Annotated in this window: 15 protein-coding genes; 11 read left to right on the forward strand and 4 right to left on the reverse strand. The window is 58.7% G+C overall.

Translation table 11 applies throughout. From position 1 onward, the window contains the following. Positions 1-78 precede the first annotated feature (78 nt). A complete protein-coding gene (locus tag NOR97_RS15255; protein WP_152459641.1) occupies positions 79-633 on the reverse strand; it encodes an ActR/PrrA/RegA family redox response regulator transcription factor in 555 nt (184 codons plus the stop codon). An 80-nt stretch (positions 634-713) separates the two neighbouring features. Beyond that, complete coding sequence (locus tag NOR97_RS15260; RefSeq protein ID WP_170345895.1) at positions 714-1,343, reverse strand: SCO family protein; 630 nt, start codon at positions 1,341-1,343, stop codon at positions 714-716. A gap of 90 nt (positions 1,344-1,433) precedes the next feature. On the opposite strand from NOR97_RS15260, the gene regB reads away from it, so the two are divergent. The 10 genes from regB to NOR97_RS15310 all read left to right on the forward strand — a co-directional run bounded on the left by regB (position 1,434) and on the right by NOR97_RS15310 (position 14,039). Further along, positions 1,434-2,831 carry a sensor histidine kinase RegB gene (gene regB / locus NOR97_RS15265; RefSeq protein WP_257599668.1) on the forward strand — a complete coding sequence of 466 codons (1,398 nt, stop codon included), beginning with the start codon at positions 1,434-1,436 and terminating at the stop codon, positions 2,829-2,831. Between the two features lie 66 nt (positions 2,832-2,897). Continuing rightward, on the forward strand, positions 2,898-4,406 hold the full coding sequence (locus NOR97_RS15270) for a PAS-domain containing protein (protein WP_257599669.1): 1,509 nt from the start codon (positions 2,898-2,900) through the stop codon (positions 4,404-4,406). 41 nt (positions 4,407-4,447) lie between these two features. After that, positions 4,448-4,921 carry a tRNA (adenosine(37)-N6)-threonylcarbamoyltransferase complex ATPase subunit type 1 TsaE gene (tsaE, locus tag NOR97_RS15275; RefSeq protein ID WP_257599670.1) on the forward strand — a complete coding sequence of 158 codons (474 nt, stop codon included), beginning with the start codon at positions 4,448-4,450 and terminating at the stop codon, positions 4,919-4,921. Beyond that, complete coding sequence (locus tag NOR97_RS15280) at positions 4,918-5,922, forward strand: aminoglycoside phosphotransferase family protein (RefSeq protein WP_257599671.1); 1,005 nt, start codon at positions 4,918-4,920, stop codon at positions 5,920-5,922. Before tsaE ends, NOR97_RS15280 begins: the two co-directional genes overlap by 4 nt. Further along, complete coding sequence (locus NOR97_RS15285; protein ID WP_257599672.1) at positions 5,919-6,605, forward strand: nucleotidyltransferase family protein; 687 nt, start codon at positions 5,919-5,921, stop codon at positions 6,603-6,605. Before NOR97_RS15280 ends, NOR97_RS15285 begins: the two co-directional genes overlap by 4 nt. Then, positions 6,598-9,522 (forward strand): double-strand break repair protein AddB, encoded by a 2,925-nt coding sequence (gene addB / locus NOR97_RS15290; protein WP_257599673.1) that lies wholly within the window; start codon positions 6,598-6,600, stop codon positions 9,520-9,522. The genes NOR97_RS15285 and addB overlap by 8 nt, the downstream gene beginning before the upstream one ends. Next, a complete protein-coding gene (gene addA / locus NOR97_RS15295) occupies positions 9,519-12,875 on the forward strand; it encodes a double-strand break repair helicase AddA (RefSeq protein WP_257599674.1) in 3,357 nt (1,118 codons plus the stop codon). Before addB ends, addA begins: the two co-directional genes overlap by 4 nt. Positions 12,876-12,935: 60 nt before the next feature. After that, a complete protein-coding gene (gene trxA, locus NOR97_RS15300) occupies positions 12,936-13,256 on the forward strand; it encodes a thioredoxin (protein WP_050604667.1) in 321 nt (106 codons plus the stop codon). Positions 13,257-13,329: 73 nt separating this feature from the next. Next, positions 13,330-13,680: a Lin0512 family protein gene (locus NOR97_RS15305; RefSeq protein WP_257599675.1), complete on the forward strand. Its 351-nt coding sequence runs from the start codon at positions 13,330-13,332 to the stop codon at positions 13,678-13,680. Then, positions 13,677-14,039 carry a Lin0512 family protein gene (locus NOR97_RS15310; RefSeq protein ID WP_257599676.1) on the forward strand — a complete coding sequence of 121 codons (363 nt, stop codon included), beginning with the start codon at positions 13,677-13,679 and terminating at the stop codon, positions 14,037-14,039. The genes NOR97_RS15305 and NOR97_RS15310 overlap by 4 nt, the downstream gene beginning before the upstream one ends. Positions 14,040-14,100: 61 nt before the next feature. Here NOR97_RS15310 and NOR97_RS15315 read toward each other — a convergent pair whose 3' ends face one another. Beyond that, complete coding sequence (locus tag NOR97_RS15315; protein WP_257599677.1) at positions 14,101-14,295, reverse strand: DUF1127 domain-containing protein; 195 nt, start codon at positions 14,293-14,295, stop codon at positions 14,101-14,103. A gap of 197 nt (positions 14,296-14,492) precedes the next feature. Here NOR97_RS15315 and hslV point away from each other — a divergent pair, with 197 nt between their 5' ends. After that, positions 14,493-15,050, forward strand: coding sequence for an ATP-dependent protease subunit HslV (gene hslV, locus NOR97_RS15320; RefSeq protein WP_257599678.1), 558 nt, complete (start codon positions 14,493-14,495; stop codon positions 15,048-15,050). On the opposite strand, the gene NOR97_RS15325 is transcribed toward hslV, so the two are convergent. Continuing rightward, the gene (locus tag NOR97_RS15325; RefSeq protein ID WP_170345871.1) at positions 15,042-16,283 is read right to left on the reverse strand and encodes an MFS transporter; all 1,242 of its coding nucleotides are present in this window, start codon (positions 16,281-16,283) and stop codon (positions 15,042-15,044) included. The genes hslV and NOR97_RS15325 overlap by 9 nt on opposite strands. Positions 16,284-16,461 lie beyond the last annotated feature (178 nt).

The raw sequence follows: 16,461 nt of genomic DNA on the forward strand, positions 1-16,461 counted from the left end.
AGTTTCCAGATGGCCGAACAGTCCTCGACAGGGTCCAAGGTTACAAGTCACTAAACCGTCATCGAGCGGCCGGCCGACCTAACGAGGGCTGCGTTTCGCCAGTATCCGCTGCAACGTCCGCCGATGCATATTCAACCGTCGCGCGGTTTCAGAGACATTCCGGTCACACAGCTCATAGACGCGCTGGATATGTTCCCAGCGCACACGATCCGCGCTCATGGGGTTTTCCGGCGGCGGGGGCATCTCGTCGCCCTTCGCCAGCAATGCGTTCGTGATATCGGTGGCGTCCGCCGGCTTTGACAGATAGTCGGTCGCGCCGATCTTGACAGCCGCGACGGCGGTGGCGATTGCGCCATATCCGGTCAGAACAACAACGCGGCTGTCGGGGCGTTTTTCCCGCAACACCTCGACAACGTCCAGGCCGTTGCCATCCTCAAGCCGCAAATCGACCACGGCATAAGCCGGGGGCCGGGCGGTGGATATCGCGCGCCCTGCCGCGACGGATCCTGCGGTTTCAACCTCGAAGCCACGCTTTTCCATGGCCTTGGCCAGACGTCTCAGAAACGGCTCGTCATCATCAACCAAAAGCAGGGATTTATCAGGGCCGATGTCAAGCTGAGAAGTATCTGCCATATGTTAGGTCTTTCGCTATTTCATGCTTTTGGCTCGAACATGAGTAATAGCAGCGCGGGAACAAAGGTCAAACAACCTTGTTACGACGCGCCCTGCTTCAGAAAGCATTCAACCTTGTCCGCCATCTGTTCTGCCGTGTCTTCGCGCTTGAAAAACTCCAGGAATCCATCTTCGGGTGTGACCAGATATGTGAAAGTGGAATGGTCAACCAGATAGAATTCGTCGCTTTTGTCATGCGCCTTGTAATAAGTCTTGTAGGCCTTGCTGGCTGCCTTGACCTGTTCGGGCGAGCCGGTCAGCGCGATCGTCTTGCCCCCGAGGTTGAAGGCATAATCGGCCATCACTTCGGGCGTATCGCGATCCGGGTCGATTGAGATGAACAACGGTGTCACCGACAACCCGCGTTCGGCCAGAATATCGACGGCCTCGGCGTTGCGGGACATGTCGAACGGGCAAACGTCCGGGCAGAACGTATATCCAAAATAAACCAGTGTCGGTTCGGTGATCACGTCTTTGTCCGTGACCGTCTCGCCCTTGCCATTCACCAGTTCAAATGGCCCGCCAATTGCGGCGGAACCCCCGGCGATCTGGCTGGACCGGCATTGTGCGAACTTGTCATCGGACCCGCCGCCCGACGTCAGAAGCCACATGGCCCCAAGTCCGCTGGCCAGAGCAAGGGTTGCGAGAATTGCGTACAGTAGACGGCTCATTTCGATTATCCGGTCGCAAGGGGTTGTTGATCGTTCCGGCCGGGACACCTATCAAGATGACCAGCCGATGCAACAGGACATAAGCAACCGATGGCAGAATCCAATCAGACTTTTTGGCGCGGCCAGGAACGCAGCAGCTGGATTCGTCTGCGGACCCTGATCCTTTTGCGATGGGTGGCCATCATCGGCCAGCTCACCGCAATCACGGTGGCGCAGCGATACTATGACGTGCAGCTGGAACTGGGCCTGTGTTACCTGGCCATCGGAATTTCGGTCATGGGCAACCTGACCGCCATTTTGCTGTTTCCGCAAAACAAGCGCCTGAGCGAGTTTGAAAACTTCCTGATGGTTCTGTTCGACCTGCTGCAACTGTCAATCCTGCTGTATTTGACAGGCGGGCTGAACAATCCGTTTGCGCTGCTTCTGCTGGGCCCGGTCACGATTTCAGCCAATGTCATGAGCACACGATCGACCCTGATCGTCGGCGCCGTTGCAATCGTTCTGACAACTGTTCTTGCGGAATTTCACCTTCCGTTGCGGACAAGCCTCGGGCTTGTTCTGGATATCCCGGATATCCTTCTGTTCGGAAACTGGGCCGCAATCATCATCGCCATCATCTTCATCGGCGCCTATTCCCACCGCGTCAGTTCCGAAGTCCAATCCATGTCGGAAGCGCTGGCCGCCACGCATATGGCGCTGGCGCGCGAACAGAAGCTGACCGATCTGGGGGGCGTCGTTGCCGCTGCCGCGCATGAACTGGGCACGCCTCTGGCGACGATAAAACTGACCAGCGCGGAACTGATCGAAGAACTGGACGATCGCCCGGACCTGAAAGAAGACGCCGCTTTGATCCGCGAGCAGGCAGACCGTTGCCGTGACATTCTGCGCGACATGGGGCGGGCGGGCAAAGATGATCTGCACCTGCGGCAGGCGCCGCTTTCGACAGTGGTGAACGAAGCGGCCGAACCACATGTCGGTCGCGGCAAAGAGGTTCATTTTTCAGAAGGCCCCGCGCAGGACGGGGATGTTCAGCAGCCCTCGATTCTGCGCAAACCCGAGATCATTCACGGGTTGCGCAACCTGATTCAGAATGCGGTGGATTTCGCCCGTGCAAATGTCTGGGTCGAGGCCGAATGGACCGACGGCAGGATCACCGTCAGCATCATGGATGACGGGCGTGGATACCCGCCCCACATGATCGGACGCATCGGCGACCCCTTTATGCGTCGCAGACGGGCGGAATACGATCAGAGAGCACGCCCGGAATACGAAGGCATGGGCCTGGGATTGTTCATCGCCAAAACCCTGCTGGAACGCAGCGGCGCCGATCTGGAATTCGCCAATGGTTCTGACCCTTACCAGCATCTGACTGACAACCCGGATCGGCGCGGGGCCATCGTCAAGGTGACCTGGCCTCGCAAATTGATTGATGCACAAAAAGGCGACACGCCCGTCCCTTCCGGTTCCAACACGCGCATCCAGGTGTGAATTAAGAGACCGTTAACCAATCCCACGCATAGTCTGTCCGGATGTCGTTCAGGCTTGGGGAGTTTGATGGCCGATTGGATCATTCTGGCCGCGATCAGTCTTGTTTCGTGCTGTTTCGCCGTTCTGTGGCTGCTGCCGCGCCGGGCGCAGCGCGACAAGTCTTTTGGTCTGTTTTCAAACACCTCGCTGTTTGACGCCGTATTTCTGTTCGACGGTGACCGACTGATCAGCCATTCTGATTTCGCACTGGCCGGGTTGGAACATGTTGGAAACTGGCAGGACCTGCGGCGCCTGTTGCAAAGGGATTTCCCCACTTTCCCCGAAACGCCTGACATAGTGCGCGATCAGGGTAGAATCGTGGTATCGGCCATTGACTGCACGATCGAACGAGAAGTCGTGTGTGAGTGGATTGATGGTATCGTCCGCGTTCGACTTTGCGAAAGCGCAAAGGCCTCCCCGGCAGGACCGGCCACCCCAAGCGAACCGACCCGTCTGGCAATGGATCTGGCCCCTTATCCGGTATGGCTGGTGGGCAACGACAACCGGGTGCAATGGTGCAATGCCGCCTATGTCGCACTTGTTCAAAAGGCACGTGATCAGGACACCGATCTGACTGCGCCGCTTTTTGAAAGCCCGGAGGATGCCAAAAGACCCACTGGAAAAATTCGCGTGTCGGTGGATGTGGCAGATACTGATCGCAAGCTTTGGTTCGACTTGACTCGGATCGAACACGAGAATGGTCATCTGTGCTATGCCGTTGACGTCAACGCGATTGTCGAGGCGGAGACCGCCCAGCGCAAATTCGTGCAGACCATGACCAAGACCTTTGCTCAATTGTCCATTGGTCTCGCCATTTTTGACCGCAATCGGCAACTGGCCCTGTTCAACCCGGCCCTGATCGACCTGACCTCGTTGCCGCCTGATTTCCTCAGTTGCCGCCCCAGCCTGAGCAGTTTTTTCGACCGTTTGCGCGATCAACACATGATGCCCGAGCCGAAGAATTACCGCAGCTGGCGGCGTCAGATGAACGACCTTCTCGAAGCGGCTGAAGATGGAAACTATCACGAGACGTGGTCGCTGCCATCCGGATCGGTCTATTCCGTCAGCGGGCGCCCTCATCCGGACGGAGCAGTGGCCTTTCTGTTCGAGGATATCACCGCCGAAATCACGCTGACGCGGCGCTTTCGATCAGAAATGGATCTGATGCAGTCGATCCTGGACAAACTGGCGGATGCAATTGCCGTCTTTGCGGATGACGGCACGCTGGCCTTTACGAACTACGCGTATCAAAAACTGTGGGGAGACGCACACGAGGTCGGGTTCCAAAGCGAAACGGTCACCGATGTCACGCGACGCTGGCAAGACCTCTGTATTGCGACGCCGGTTTTGGGTGAGGTGCGGGATTTTGTCGAAATGCGGGAAAACCGCGCCGAATGGACCGCTGAAATCCAGATGAGAACCGGCATTACCGTGGATTGCACCGTCACACCGGTTCACAACGGCGCGACAATCGTACGGTTTACGCAATCCGAGTTTCCGTCGAAATCCACCGCGATGGAACAGATCAGCGCCTGAACCGGGTTGCAGCCGGTCAGGCGCAAGGCCATTGTGGCGGCATGACACAGACCGCCCGATCTCTGACTTTCAAATCGCCCGAAGAAACCGCAATTTTCGCACGGCAATTGGGAACATCACTGCGCCCGGGCGATGTCGTGCTGCTGGAAGGCTCGATCGGCAGCGGCAAGACGCATTTCGCGCGCAACCTCATTCAGTCATTGATGGCTGAACCCGAAGATGTGCCCTCGCCAACTTTCACTTTGATCCAGGCTTACGACACACCATCAGGTGAAATATGGCATTGCGACCTGTATCGCCTGAGCGCGGCGGAAGAAGTTGACGAACTGGGCCTGACGGAAGCTTTTGATACGGCAATCTGCCTTGTGGAATGGCCGGACAAGCTGGGCCCGTTGGCGCCCCGGGGCGCGTTGACGCTGACCTTTGAAACAGACCCTAACAATACTGAATTCCGCCATGTGACCCTGTCTTGGACTGCTCCGAAATGGGTGGAAAAACTGGAGAATACTGTATGACGAACAGGACGGTCCTGGCCGAGGCCCTGATTGCACAAACACCCTGGGCCGAGGCAACACGTACGCCACTTGCAGGCGATGCCTCGAACCGGCGATATGAACGGCTGATTGATCCAACCGACGGGCGCACTGCGGTTTTGATGGACGCGCCACCTGAAAAAAGTGACGATGTTGAACCCTTCGTGCGCGTTGCGGAATACCTCCGATCGATTGGTCTGAGCGCTCCGGAAATCTACGCAGAAGATACCCGGTACGGTTTTCTGTTGCTGGAAGATCTGGGTGATGACCTTTTCGCGCGCGTCCTGAAAAAAGATCCCGACAAAGAACGCGAATTGTACCGGGCCGCCACCGACGTGCTGCTCCACCTGCATCAGGCGCCTTCGCTGTCCTTGCCGTCATATGATCCGTCCCTGATGACGGAACTGGCTTCATTGGCCTTCACCAAGTATTCGGCCGGTATCCTGGGAGCATGTGATGAAGACGCCCTGTCCCGGTTCGAGCACCGGTTCGCGGACATCCTGCATCGTGAAACATCCGGTGCGAAAGTTGTCATTCTCAGGGATTATCACGCGGAAAACCTGTTGTGGCTGCCGCAGCGTGAAGGCGTGAAACGCGTCGGGCTGCTGGACTTTCAATTGGCCATGCTGGGGCACCCGGCCTACGATCTGGTGTCGCTGCTACAGGATGCACGCCGAGATGTCTCGGCCGGGATCGAAATGCAGATGATCAACCACTACATCTTTGCGTCAGGTATGGACGACCATGATTTCCGCACGGCCTACAGTGTATTGGGGGCCCAGCGAAACCTGCGCATCCTTGGCGTCTTCGCACGTCTGGCGACGGAATATGGCAAGCCTCACTATGTGGACATGATCCCGGCCGTCTGGGCACATCTGATGCGCGACCTTGATCACCCTGCCCTGGTTTCGGTGGCGCCCCTGCTGCACGAAGCTTTGCCCAGGCCCACACCGGAAAACCTGGCCAAGTTGAGAACGCAATGACCGGATCGCCATTTGCCGTAATGCTGTTCGCAGCCGGGTTCGGCACCCGCATGGGCGCGTTGACCAAAGACCGGCCCAAGCCATTGATCGAAGTGGCGGGGCGACCACTGATTGATCATGCGCTGGACTTTGTCAAAGATCTTGATCCTGTCCGTACCGTTGCCAACCTGCATTATCACGCTGATCAGCTCGCAGCGCATCTCGGCCCCAAAGGCGTTCTGCTGTCTCGGGAAGACCCTGAAATCCTGGAAACAGGCGGCGGATTGCGGGCTGCTTTGCCGATGCTGGGCACCGACCCCGTATTCACGTTGAACACCGACGCGATCTGGTCCGGGCCAAATCCTTTGACCCTGTTGCAGAAAGCCTGGGACCCGAGCCGTATGGACGCGCTGCTGATGTGTGTTCCAGTTGCGCGAACCGTTGGTCATATTGGATCGGGTGATTTCACGGCCGAAAAGGATGGACGGATCACGCGTGGTCCCGGTTTGGTTTATGGTGGGGCACAGATCCTCAAGACCGATGGATTGCATTCGTTCTCGCAAACTACATTTTCGCTCAACCTGCTTTGGAACCAGATGCTTGATCAGGGTCGGCTTTTTGCGGTCGAATACCCCGGACGCTGGTGTGACGTAGGCCGCCCCGAAGGTATCGCTCTGGCCGAGGGTTTGCTGGCTGATGTTTGAGTCTGGTACCCTGCCCCGAGTTTTTGCCGTGCCCCCCGGTACGGATTTCCCAAAAGCGTTGGTCGATGGCCTGCGGCAGCGCTGTTCGGGCCCGCCCGAAACTTTGGCGCGGATAGAGTTGGTTCTGAACACAAGACGGATGGAACGGCGTGTACGCGATCTGTTCAATCAGGGGCCGCCGTGCCTTCTGCCACGTCTCTCGTTGGTGACGGACCTGGGCGAAAGGGTTGATCTGGCGCAGATCCCGCCAGCCATACCACCCCTGCGACGACGTCTTGAATTGACTCAGCTGGTATCCAAGCTGCTGGAACAACAGCCGGATCTTGCCGCCCGATCCTCGGTCTTTGACCTGTCCGACAGTCTGGCCGCACTGATTGACGAAATGCAGGGCGAGGGCGTGTCGCCCGAGGCGATCCGGCAACTCGATGTCAGCGACATGTCCGGACACTGGGCGCGGGCACAGGCTTTTATCGGCATCGCGGATCATTTCATCGACACCGGCGGGCAGACGATGGATGCACAGGCCCGCCAGCGCCGCGTGGTCGAAAACCTGATCGAACGATGGCAGATTGCCCCCCCGCAACACCCGGTCATTCTGGCGGGCTCTACCGGGTCTCGTGGCACCACCCTGATGTTGATGGAAGCCATCGCGCGCCTGCCACAAGGGGCACTGGTGCTGCCCGGATTTGATTTCGACCAGCCGGATCACGTTTGGCAGGGGTTGGATGATGCGTTGACGTCTGAAGATCACCCACAATACCGTTTCCGCAAGTTGATGCGCGCGCTGGAACTTGCGCCGGGTCAGATCACCCCATGGACGGATTCTTCAGCCCCCTCACCCGCTCGTAACCGACTGGTATCCCTGGCTTTACGTCCGGCGCCCGTCACTGACGCATGGATGACCGAAGGCCCCAAACTGTCCGATATCAAAGGCGCGACCGACGGCCTGACGCTGGTCGAGGCGCAATCACCCCGCGCCGAGGCATTGGCCATCGCTCTGCGCCTGCGGCAAGCGGCGGAAACAGGACAGACCGCCGCTCTGATCACGCCGGATCGCATGTTGACCCGCCAGGTCAGCGCCGCGCTGGATCGGTGGAACATCGTGCCGGACGACAGTGCTGGCCTGCCGCTGCAACTTTCTCCGCCGGGTCGTTTTCTGCGCCATGTGGCCAACCTGTTCACGCGCCGTCTGGAAGGCGAGACGCTGCTGACCCTTTTGAAGCACCCGCTTTGTCATGACGGCGTTGACCGCGGAAACCATTTGCTGCTTACGCGTGATCTGGAGCTTGACCTGCGCCGCCACGGCCCGCCCTTTCCTGACAGTGCAAGCCTTACGGCTTTTGCGGTACGCAAAGAAGCCCCGGAAAGCTGGGTCAAATGGGTTGTGCATCACTTCTGCGACCAGCAGATCACCAATGAACTGCACCTCGCTGACTGGGTAGAGCGTTTGATCGAACTGGCCGAGGCGATCTCGGCTGGCAGCACGGGTGAAACAGGTACTCTGTGGGACAAAAACGCAGGCCAAAAGGCGCTGGAGGTGCTGAATTCGCTTGGGGCAGAGGCGCAGCATGGCGGCCTGATGACGGCCCATGACTTTGCCGATCTGCTGGGCGCTCTGCTTGCGGGCGAAGAGGTTCGTGACCGCGATGCGCCGCATCCGCACATCATGATCTGGGGCACGCTCGAAGCACGGGTGCAGGGTGCCGACCTGCTGATCCTTGGAGGGTTGAATGAAGGAAGCTGGCCAGAGGCGCCAACACCCGACCCCTGGCTGAACCGGCAGATGCGTGACCAAGCCGGCTTGTTGCTGCCCGAGCGCCGGATCGGCCTGTCTGCGCATGACTTCCAGCAGGCCGTCGGCGCACCCGAAGTGTGGTTGACCCGCGCGACCCGCTCGGATGATGCCGAGACGGTTCCGTCACGTTGGCTGAACCGGCTGACCAACCTGTTGCAGGGTTTGCCGGGTCAGGGTGGCCCCGAAGCTCTGGCCAAAATGCGCGCTCAGGGCGAAAAATGGCTGAACTGGTCCGAGGCACTGGAAGATGCGCCGCCTATCGACCCCGCACCGCGCCCATCTCCGCGCCCACCGGCTGCCGCACGCCCGCGCCGACTGTCTGTGACCGAGATAAAAAGGCTGATCCGCGACCCATACGCAATATACGCCAAACATGTGCTTCGGCTGAAACCGCTTGATCCACTTGTGCAAGCCCCCGATGCCTTGCTGAGAGGGATTGTTATTCACGAAATCCTCGAGCATTTCATCAAGGACAGCGTCCTCGACAGCGCCTTGCTGACGCGGGACAATTTCCTGAAACGGGCACACGCCCTGTTGGATCAGCATGTCGCCTGGCCAACCGCCAGAAAACTGTGGCTGGCCCGGTTGGAACGGATCGCGGAGGATTTCCTTGGCGCAGAACTCGCGCGCCGGGCTGATGGCGGGCCGGTGGCGTTTGAGGCGGCAATGAAGCTGGTGCTGAACCCTCTGGATTTCACCATTGTCGGGCGCGCGGACAGGATCGATTGCAACAGCCGGGGCACGTTGCGGATCATCGACTATAAAACCGGCGCGCCACCCACGGAAAGTCAGCAATCCAAATTCGACAAGCAGTTGCTGATCGAGGCGGCCATGGCCGAGCAAGGCGGGATTGAGGGCCTGGACCCGACAGGCGTGGCCGAAGCCATCTTCATCGGTATGGGTGGCAGTTACAAGGAGGTTGCCGCGCCCTTGGAAGAAGAACCAACCGACAAGGTTCTTGCCGAGCTGAAAGATTTGATTTCCGCTTATTTAGAGCCTGATCAGGGATTTTCGTCTCGTCGTATGCTGCACAAGGATTCAGATATCGGTGATTATGATCACCTGGCTCGGTTCGGCGAATGGGACCGGACAGCCGAAACATGCCCTGAGGACCTGACATGAGCCCGCGCAACGATGCAACTGAACGGCAGGTGCAGGCCGCGCGCCCCGATGCTTCGACCTGGCTGGCGGCCAATGCGGGATCAGGCAAGACGCGGGTTTTGACGGACCGGGTGGCGCGTTTGCTGCTGGACGGAGTCCAGCCTCAGCACATCCTGTGCCTGACCTACACCAAAGCCGCCGCCAGCGAGATGCAGAACAGGTTGTTCAAGCGCCTTGGTGAGTGGGCCATGCTGGATAACAGCTCTTTGCTGGAACAGCTGACCGACCTCGGTGTACCCGGTGAAATCAGCTCGGACAAGCTGGCGCAAGCACGCACCCTGTTTGCCCGCGCCATCGAAACGCCGGGAGGTCTGAAAATCCAGACCATCCACTCGTTCTGCGCCTCGTTGCTGCGACGATTCCCGCTCGAGGCTGGCGTCAGCCCGCAGTTCACCGAAATGGAAGACCGCGCAGCAGCCTTGTTGCGAGAGGAGATTGTCGAAGATTTCGCCGCAGGCCCTCAGGCCGGGTTGATTGAAGATGTGGCCCGGTTTGTCACGGACACGGGTTTTGACAAACTGACTGCTGCACTCACGCAAAAACGCAACCTGTTTGCGCAGCCGCTGGAGTGGTCCGATCTGCTGCATCGCTTCGATCTGCCCGCCGGCTTTGACGAAACCGCGCTGCTTGGGCGGGTTTTTCTTGGTAGCGAAGTCGACCTGATCCGGTCCATGCTGCCCGCTTTGACCGAAAGCGGTGGCAACAACGCCAAGGCCGCCGCGAAACTGGCCGGGTTCAACGAAGCCAGATTGGCACATCTACCCATGTTGGAAAGCGTGTTTCTGACAGGGAAGGGCGCAAAGGAACCCTTCACGGCCAAACTCAACGCTTTTCCGACCAAACCCCTGCGCGAAGGTGTGCTGGCCGACCGGATGCCGCAGCTCGAGGCCTTCATGCTGCGGATCGAAGCCGCACGAGAACAGCGTCTGGCGCTGGTCGCGGCGCAGAAAACCGCGGTTCTGCACCGTTTTGCCGCAGCCTTCCTGCCGGAATACGAACGGCGCAAGCAATTGCGCGGCTGGCTGGATTTCGACGACCTGATCCTGCGCGCGCGGCAGGTGTTGAACGATCCGGCAGTGGCCGAATGGGTGCTGTACCGACTGGACGGGGGCATCGATCATATTCTTGTGGACGAAGCACAGGACACCAGCCCCGATCAATGGGACGTGATCGAGAAACTGGCGCAGGAATTCACCAGCGGGGAAGGGGCCCGATCCGGGGTTGAACGCACGATCTTCGTCGTCGGTGACAAGAAGCAATCGATCTATTCCTTTCAGGGCGCCGATCCACAGGCCTTTGACAGAATGCAGGAAGAGTTTGGCCGGAAACTGGCTGAATCAGGCTCTAAACTGTGGGATTCGACGTTGGAATACTCGTTTAGATCCTCCAGCGCGATCCTGACTCTGGTCGATATCCTGTTCGAAAACCGCTCTGATGCGGGGTTTCACAAGGACAGTCAGCACCGTGCTTTCAAGGCCGATCTGCCAGGTCGTGTTGATCTTTGGCCCGTGGTTGAAAAGGTTGCAGATACCGAAGACGGGGATTGGACCGATCCGGTTGATCGTCCCGGCGCACGACATCACACCGTCATTCTGGCCGAAAAGGTTGCACAGTCGATCAAAGACATGATCGAACGGGGTGAGACGATCCCGGAAGATGGCAAATCCGGCCAATTCGTTCGTCGAAAGGTGCAGCCGGGGGATTTTCTGATCCTTGTGCAACACCGCTCGGACCTGTTTGCCGAGATCATCCGTGCCTGCAAGGCGCTGCATCTACCTATCGCCGGAGCAGATCGGTTGAAAGTGGGCGCTGAACTGGCGGTCAAGGATCTAGCGGCCTTGCTCAGCTTTCTGGCCACGCCCGAAGACAGCCTGTCCCTGGCGACGGTTCTCAAATCCCCCTTGTTCGGGTGGTCCGAACAGCAGCTTTTCGATCTGGCGCACCGTCGTAAGGAACAGTTCCTTTGGGCCGCACTGCGCAACCGCGCGGAAGAGTTTCCCGAAACTCTGTCGGTGCTGAACGATCTGCGCAGCCAGATCGACTTTTTGCGCCCCTATGATCTGATCGAACGTATCCTGACCCGCCATGACGGACGGCGCAAGCTGTTGGGGCGGTTGGGGGCAGAAGCCGAAGATGGCATCAACGCGCTGCTGTCCCAGGCTCTGGCCTATGAGCGAACGGATATCCCCAGCCTGACGGGGTTTATGGTCTGGATGCAGACCGACGATCTGGAAATCAAACGACAGATGAGCGGCGTCGGCAACAGGATCCGGGTGATGACCGTTCATGGCTCAAAAGGGTTGGAGGCGCCGATCGTCATCCTGCCGGACACCGGCAAGCGTCAGCCTCCGCGTGACGCCGAGATCATGCTGGCCAGCGGCACACCGTTGTGGAAAGTGTCGGCGGACGCATCACCAAACCTGATCTCGCAGGCGCGGGAAGAGGCGCGCAGCCGCGAGGAAAACGAACGGCTTCGGTTGCTGTATGTGGCTCTGACACGGGCGGAAAAGTGGTTGATCGTTGCGGCGGCAGGCGATTTGGGGAAAGACGGCAACAGCTGGTATCAGATGGTCGAGGCGGCGATGAACCGGGCCGGGGCCGCGCAGGTTCCGGGTTCCAATATCCGCCGCCTGTCCCACGGGGATTGGGACGCGCTGCCCTTGGTCGATCAACCGAACACTGACGTTGGGCCAGTCGATTTGCCGGACATGTTTCATCATCCGGCACCGGATCCGGTTGCGCCTGCCAGCACGCTCAGCCCTTCGGATCTGGGCGGCCCAAAGGCGTTGCCCGGTGATGCCGGCCTGGATGAAGAGACGGCCAAACTGCGCGGAACCCGCCTGCACCTGCTGCTGGAACACCTTCCGGAGGCAGAGAAAGACCTTTGGCCAGAGCTTTGCGCCCGGTTGCTGCCCGATATGCAGGAAACGGACCGGCAAGAGATATTGAACGAAGCCGCAACTGTTCTGACAGCAGAAGGCTTGCAGCCCGTCTTCGCGCCTGACACGTTGGCCGAAGTGCCCATTGCTGCCGCTCTGAACGGGCAGCAGATGCATGGTGTTGTCGACCGTCTGATCGTATCGGAAACGGAAGTGCATGTGATTGATTTCAAATCAAATGCCACCGTTCCAGACCGCGCGGAAGACTGCCCTGAAGGCCTGTTGCGACAGATGGGGGCGTACGCACAGGCGCTGGCTCAGATCTATCCGGACCACGGCATTCGAACCGCCATCCTGTGGACTCGTACGGCAAGCCTGATGTGGTTGCCACACGATCTTGTGACAGATGCACTGGCCCGCACCCAGATATCTTGACCTTACCCGAAGCGGCACCTACGTTCTGTTCCCAAGTTTACCCCATTCAGGAGACAGAATATGTCGACCGTAGCCGTAACCGACGACACCTTTGACGCCGAAGTCAAGAATTCGACCGTTCCCGTGGTCGTGGATTTCTGGGCCGAATGGTGCGGCCCCTGCAAGCAAATCGGCCCCGCGCTGGAAGAACTGGCAGCCGAGTATGGCGACAAGGTAAAGATCGCCAAGGTCGATGTGGACAGCAACCCGAACGCGGCGGCCGCGATGGGCGTTCGCGGCATTCCGGCACTGTTCATCTTCAAGGACGGTCAGGTTGTTTCCAACCGCGCCGGCGCGGCCCCCAAAGCCGCCCTGCAAAGCTGGATTGACGAATCCATCTGATCTGGTCCTAACAGATTGTCTCGAAGGCGCCTCAGATCGGGGCGCCTTTTTTTTGAAGACATCGGAGACACCAATGGCAAAAACGCGGGTCCTTGTGGAGTTCGGGATGGGCACGTCCCTGCGCCGGATGGACTATACCCAGGCGTCACTGCGGGCTATCAAGGATGCGCTTTGGCACAACTCGGTCAACATGGCGGAGCTGTTCGGCTTCCCGAAAGAGGCGATGATCATTGATGCCGAAATCGGGGTTCAGCAACCAGATCAGGTGGACATCGACGCGCTGAAAGCTGTCTTTCCCTATGGTCATCCCAACATCACTGTCACCAAAGGGGGCTTGGACATCGCAAAGCCCCACAGTGACGGGCACACGGTCATTGCCAACGCCGCCCTGATCGTTTCCTTCGACATGGAGCCCGCACAATGAGTGAAAAACGCATCATTCTGGAGATGGGAACAGGCAACGACCTGTACGGCCGGGACTATACCAAGGCGGCCCGCCGCGCGGTGCAGGATGCCTTGCACCATTCATCCATCACGTTGTTTTCGAAACTGGGGATCGACCATTTCGAAATGCGCGTCAGCGTCACGATCGGCGTGCAGGACCCTGAACAGGTGGATTGCGATCTAGTTGCCTCTGATCTGCCGCGGGGCAGGGCCGAGGTTCGCGCAGTCAAAGGTGGGCTTGACGTTGTCGATGAAGAAGCGGGAACGCGGCACGTGGTTGCAACTGCGGCGATCGAGGCATTTCTGCCTGATCTTGCCGGAAAATACGTTCAAGGCTGAACAAAGAAAAAGCCGCTCGGGAAACCGTGCGGCTGTCTTCAATTGGTGATCTGTGGGAACATCAGAGATCGGCGATGTCTGCGCGGCTCAGGCCGATATCGTCCAACTGAGCGTCGCTGAGTTCCGACAGGAGTTTGCGGGTTTTGCGGGAATCTTTCCATTCGACAACGGTGTTGACGACATTGATGAACGCGTCCACTACGTGCAGGATGGTAGCTGCTCCGAGCGGCGCATGAATGTTAGCTGTGGTTGCCATGTGCGCGGTCCTTTGTGAAGAAACAGCCGACCCGTTGTCGGTTGTGAGCCCCATGTAGTCCCGCATGCCCGGACTCACAATTGCTGGTCCGGTAACCCCGGAATGCGTTTTTTGCATATCTTTTGGGCAATTGAAGAACGGGTTGCGCCAACCTGCGACCCGGCCCATATATACCGCCAGCGAAAACGGAGACGATCATGGCAGACAACGACTTTCCCGGTTGGCACGGCACGACGATCATTGGCGTCAAGAAGGGCGGTCAGATCGTCATAGCCGGTGATGGGCAGGTCAGCCTGGGTCAGACCGTGATCAAGGGCACGGCGCGCAAAGTGCGCCGCCTGTCCCCCGGAGGGTCCGAAGTTGTCGCCGGCTTTGCCGGGTCGACGGCCGATGCCTTCACGTTGCTGGAGCGGCTGGAGGCCAAGCTTGAGGCAACACCAGGCCAGCTTGCCCGCGCTTCGGTGGAATTGGCGAAGGACTGGCGCACTGACAAGTACCTGCAAAAGCTTGAAGCAATGCTGATCGTCACGGACGGTAAAGATCTTTTCGTGATCACCGGCGCCGGTGACGTGCTGGAACCTGAACACAACGTGGCCGCCATCGGATCCGGGGGCAATTTTGCACTGGCCGCCGCGCGCGCGATGATGGACAGCGACAAGTCGGCGGAAGAGGTCGCGCGTCAGGCAATGGCCATCGCGGCCGATATCTGCGTCTATACCAACGGCAAACTGACGGTTGAGACGATCTCAGGCTAGCAGCGCCGAGATTTCCTTGCCTTTCCAGCGGCGATGCATGCCGATCAGGCCAATGATCGCTGCGATGATCACGACATAGTAGGGCACGCGGATATCGATGCTCATCAATCCGCCCCCTATCAGCGACATGATCCCGCCCGCAAGACAGAACACCGCGGTTGTCACGCCCATGACCCAGCCCTGATCCGCCTCACTGACGCTGGAAGAGAAAAGCCCAAGCATGGTGGGGTAGGCGATTCCGAACAGGAAGTAGAAGAAAAAGACCGGCACGTAACTGAACATGCCACTTGGGCTGAAGGCGAATGCGAATCCGCAGATCACCATGACGATGAGTGACGTGTAGATAATCGCATATTTGCTGAACTTCTCCTGCGCGGGTTTCACCAGAAACGTGCTGGAAAAGGCCAGTGCGACGCCGATGACGACCATCGCCATACTGCCACCGATGACTCCGTATCCGAAGGCACTTGTCAGGAAATTGTCGACAAACACGTAGAAGGTGACGTTGGCGATCATGAAGAACGAATAGACCGGCAGGATCTTCAACACGATCGGGTGACCACGCACTGCTGCCAGGCTGTCTGTTATGTCACGGGGACGGAACACAAAGGGCGCGCGATCGGTTCGGGTATCCTGGAAGAAAAACAGGACCAGAAAGATAGCAATCAGCACAAGGACAAAAGCGCCGTAAAACGGCGTTCTCAGCGTGGCGAAGCCGCCCAGCAGGGCGGCGTCTGACAGGACCGCGCCGATGATCGGCCCGCCCACCAGGCCAAAGCTGACGCCCGTCACTATATAGCCCATGTTCCGGTCCCGGTCAGTCGCGTCGGTGCTGCCGTCGATCATCGCTGCTTGCGCAATGGGTTGGTTGCCCGCAGTAAACCCGGTAATCGAACGCCCGACGATCAGCAGAAGAAGGCTGTTGAGGTAAAGCGCGGCAATCGTCAGGGCATAGCCGGCCAGAGCACCACCCAGGCACACCAGCAAAGCGTTCTTGCGCCCGATCGAATCCGATACTTTCGAAACATAGACAACGCCCAGAAACCACGACAGGAAAAAGCACCCGATCACGAGGCCATAATAGAAATGCCTGCGCCCCTCGGGCGTGTTTTCGGGCAGAAACCCGGATTTCGTTTCCATGATCAGCGAGTTGATGATGGGAAAGACCAGCCCCTGTCCGATCAGATCCACGAACACCACAAACAGAAGGGTAATCTTGGCAATATTCGTCATGTCTTACGCTCCTGGCCTTCAAACCCTCGATACACCGTAGCAGACGGATCCCGCATTCCCCAAGCAAAGCATTTGCAAACCTGAGCCTGCATTGCTAACCAACACGGCCATGAATACAGGCTTGGTTGTTTTCGCCCGTACCGTGATTACCTAAGCCGCATGACACAAATGCCGACCG

The organism is Ruegeria sp. YS9, from assembly GCF_024628725.1.
In the GTDB taxonomy this organism is placed as follows: domain Bacteria; phylum Pseudomonadota; class Alphaproteobacteria; order Rhodobacterales; family Rhodobacteraceae; genus Ruegeria; species Ruegeria atlantica_C.

Bases quoted from the DNA above. Each gene is read 5' to 3' on its own strand.
- NOR97_RS15255 (WP_152459641.1), bottom strand. From the start codon at position 633: ATGGCAGATACTTCTCAGCTTGACATCGGCCCTGATAAATCCCTGCTT.
- NOR97_RS15260 (WP_170345895.1), bottom strand. From the start codon at position 1,343: ATGAGCCGTCTACTGTACGCAATTCTCGCAACCCTTGCTCTGGCCAGC.
- regB (WP_257599668.1), top strand. From the start codon at position 1,434: ATGGCAGAATCCAATCAGACTTTTTGGCGCGGCCAGGAACGCAGCAGC.
- NOR97_RS15270 (WP_257599669.1), top strand. From the start codon at position 2,898: ATGGCCGATTGGATCATTCTGGCCGCGATCAGTCTTGTTTCGTGCTGT.
- tsaE (WP_257599670.1), top strand. From the start codon at position 4,448: ATGACACAGACCGCCCGATCTCTGACTTTCAAATCGCCCGAAGAAACC.
- NOR97_RS15280 (WP_257599671.1), top strand. From the start codon at position 4,918: ATGACGAACAGGACGGTCCTGGCCGAGGCCCTGATTGCACAAACACCC.
- NOR97_RS15285 (WP_257599672.1), top strand. From the start codon at position 5,919: ATGACCGGATCGCCATTTGCCGTAATGCTGTTCGCAGCCGGGTTCGGC.
- addB (WP_257599673.1), top strand. From the start codon at position 6,598: ATGTTTGAGTCTGGTACCCTGCCCCGAGTTTTTGCCGTGCCCCCCGGT.
- addA (WP_257599674.1), top strand. From the start codon at position 9,519: ATGAGCCCGCGCAACGATGCAACTGAACGGCAGGTGCAGGCCGCGCGC.
- trxA (WP_050604667.1), top strand. From the start codon at position 12,936: ATGTCGACCGTAGCCGTAACCGACGACACCTTTGACGCCGAAGTCAAG.
- NOR97_RS15305 (WP_257599675.1), top strand. From the start codon at position 13,330: ATGGCAAAAACGCGGGTCCTTGTGGAGTTCGGGATGGGCACGTCCCTG.
- NOR97_RS15310 (WP_257599676.1), top strand. From the start codon at position 13,677: ATGAGTGAAAAACGCATCATTCTGGAGATGGGAACAGGCAACGACCTG.
- NOR97_RS15315 (WP_257599677.1), bottom strand. From the start codon at position 14,295: ATGGCAACCACAGCTAACATTCATGCGCCGCTCGGAGCAGCTACCATC.
- hslV (WP_257599678.1), top strand. From the start codon at position 14,493: ATGGCAGACAACGACTTTCCCGGTTGGCACGGCACGACGATCATTGGC.
- NOR97_RS15325 (WP_170345871.1), bottom strand. From the start codon at position 16,283: ATGACGAATATTGCCAAGATTACCCTTCTGTTTGTGGTGTTCGTGGAT.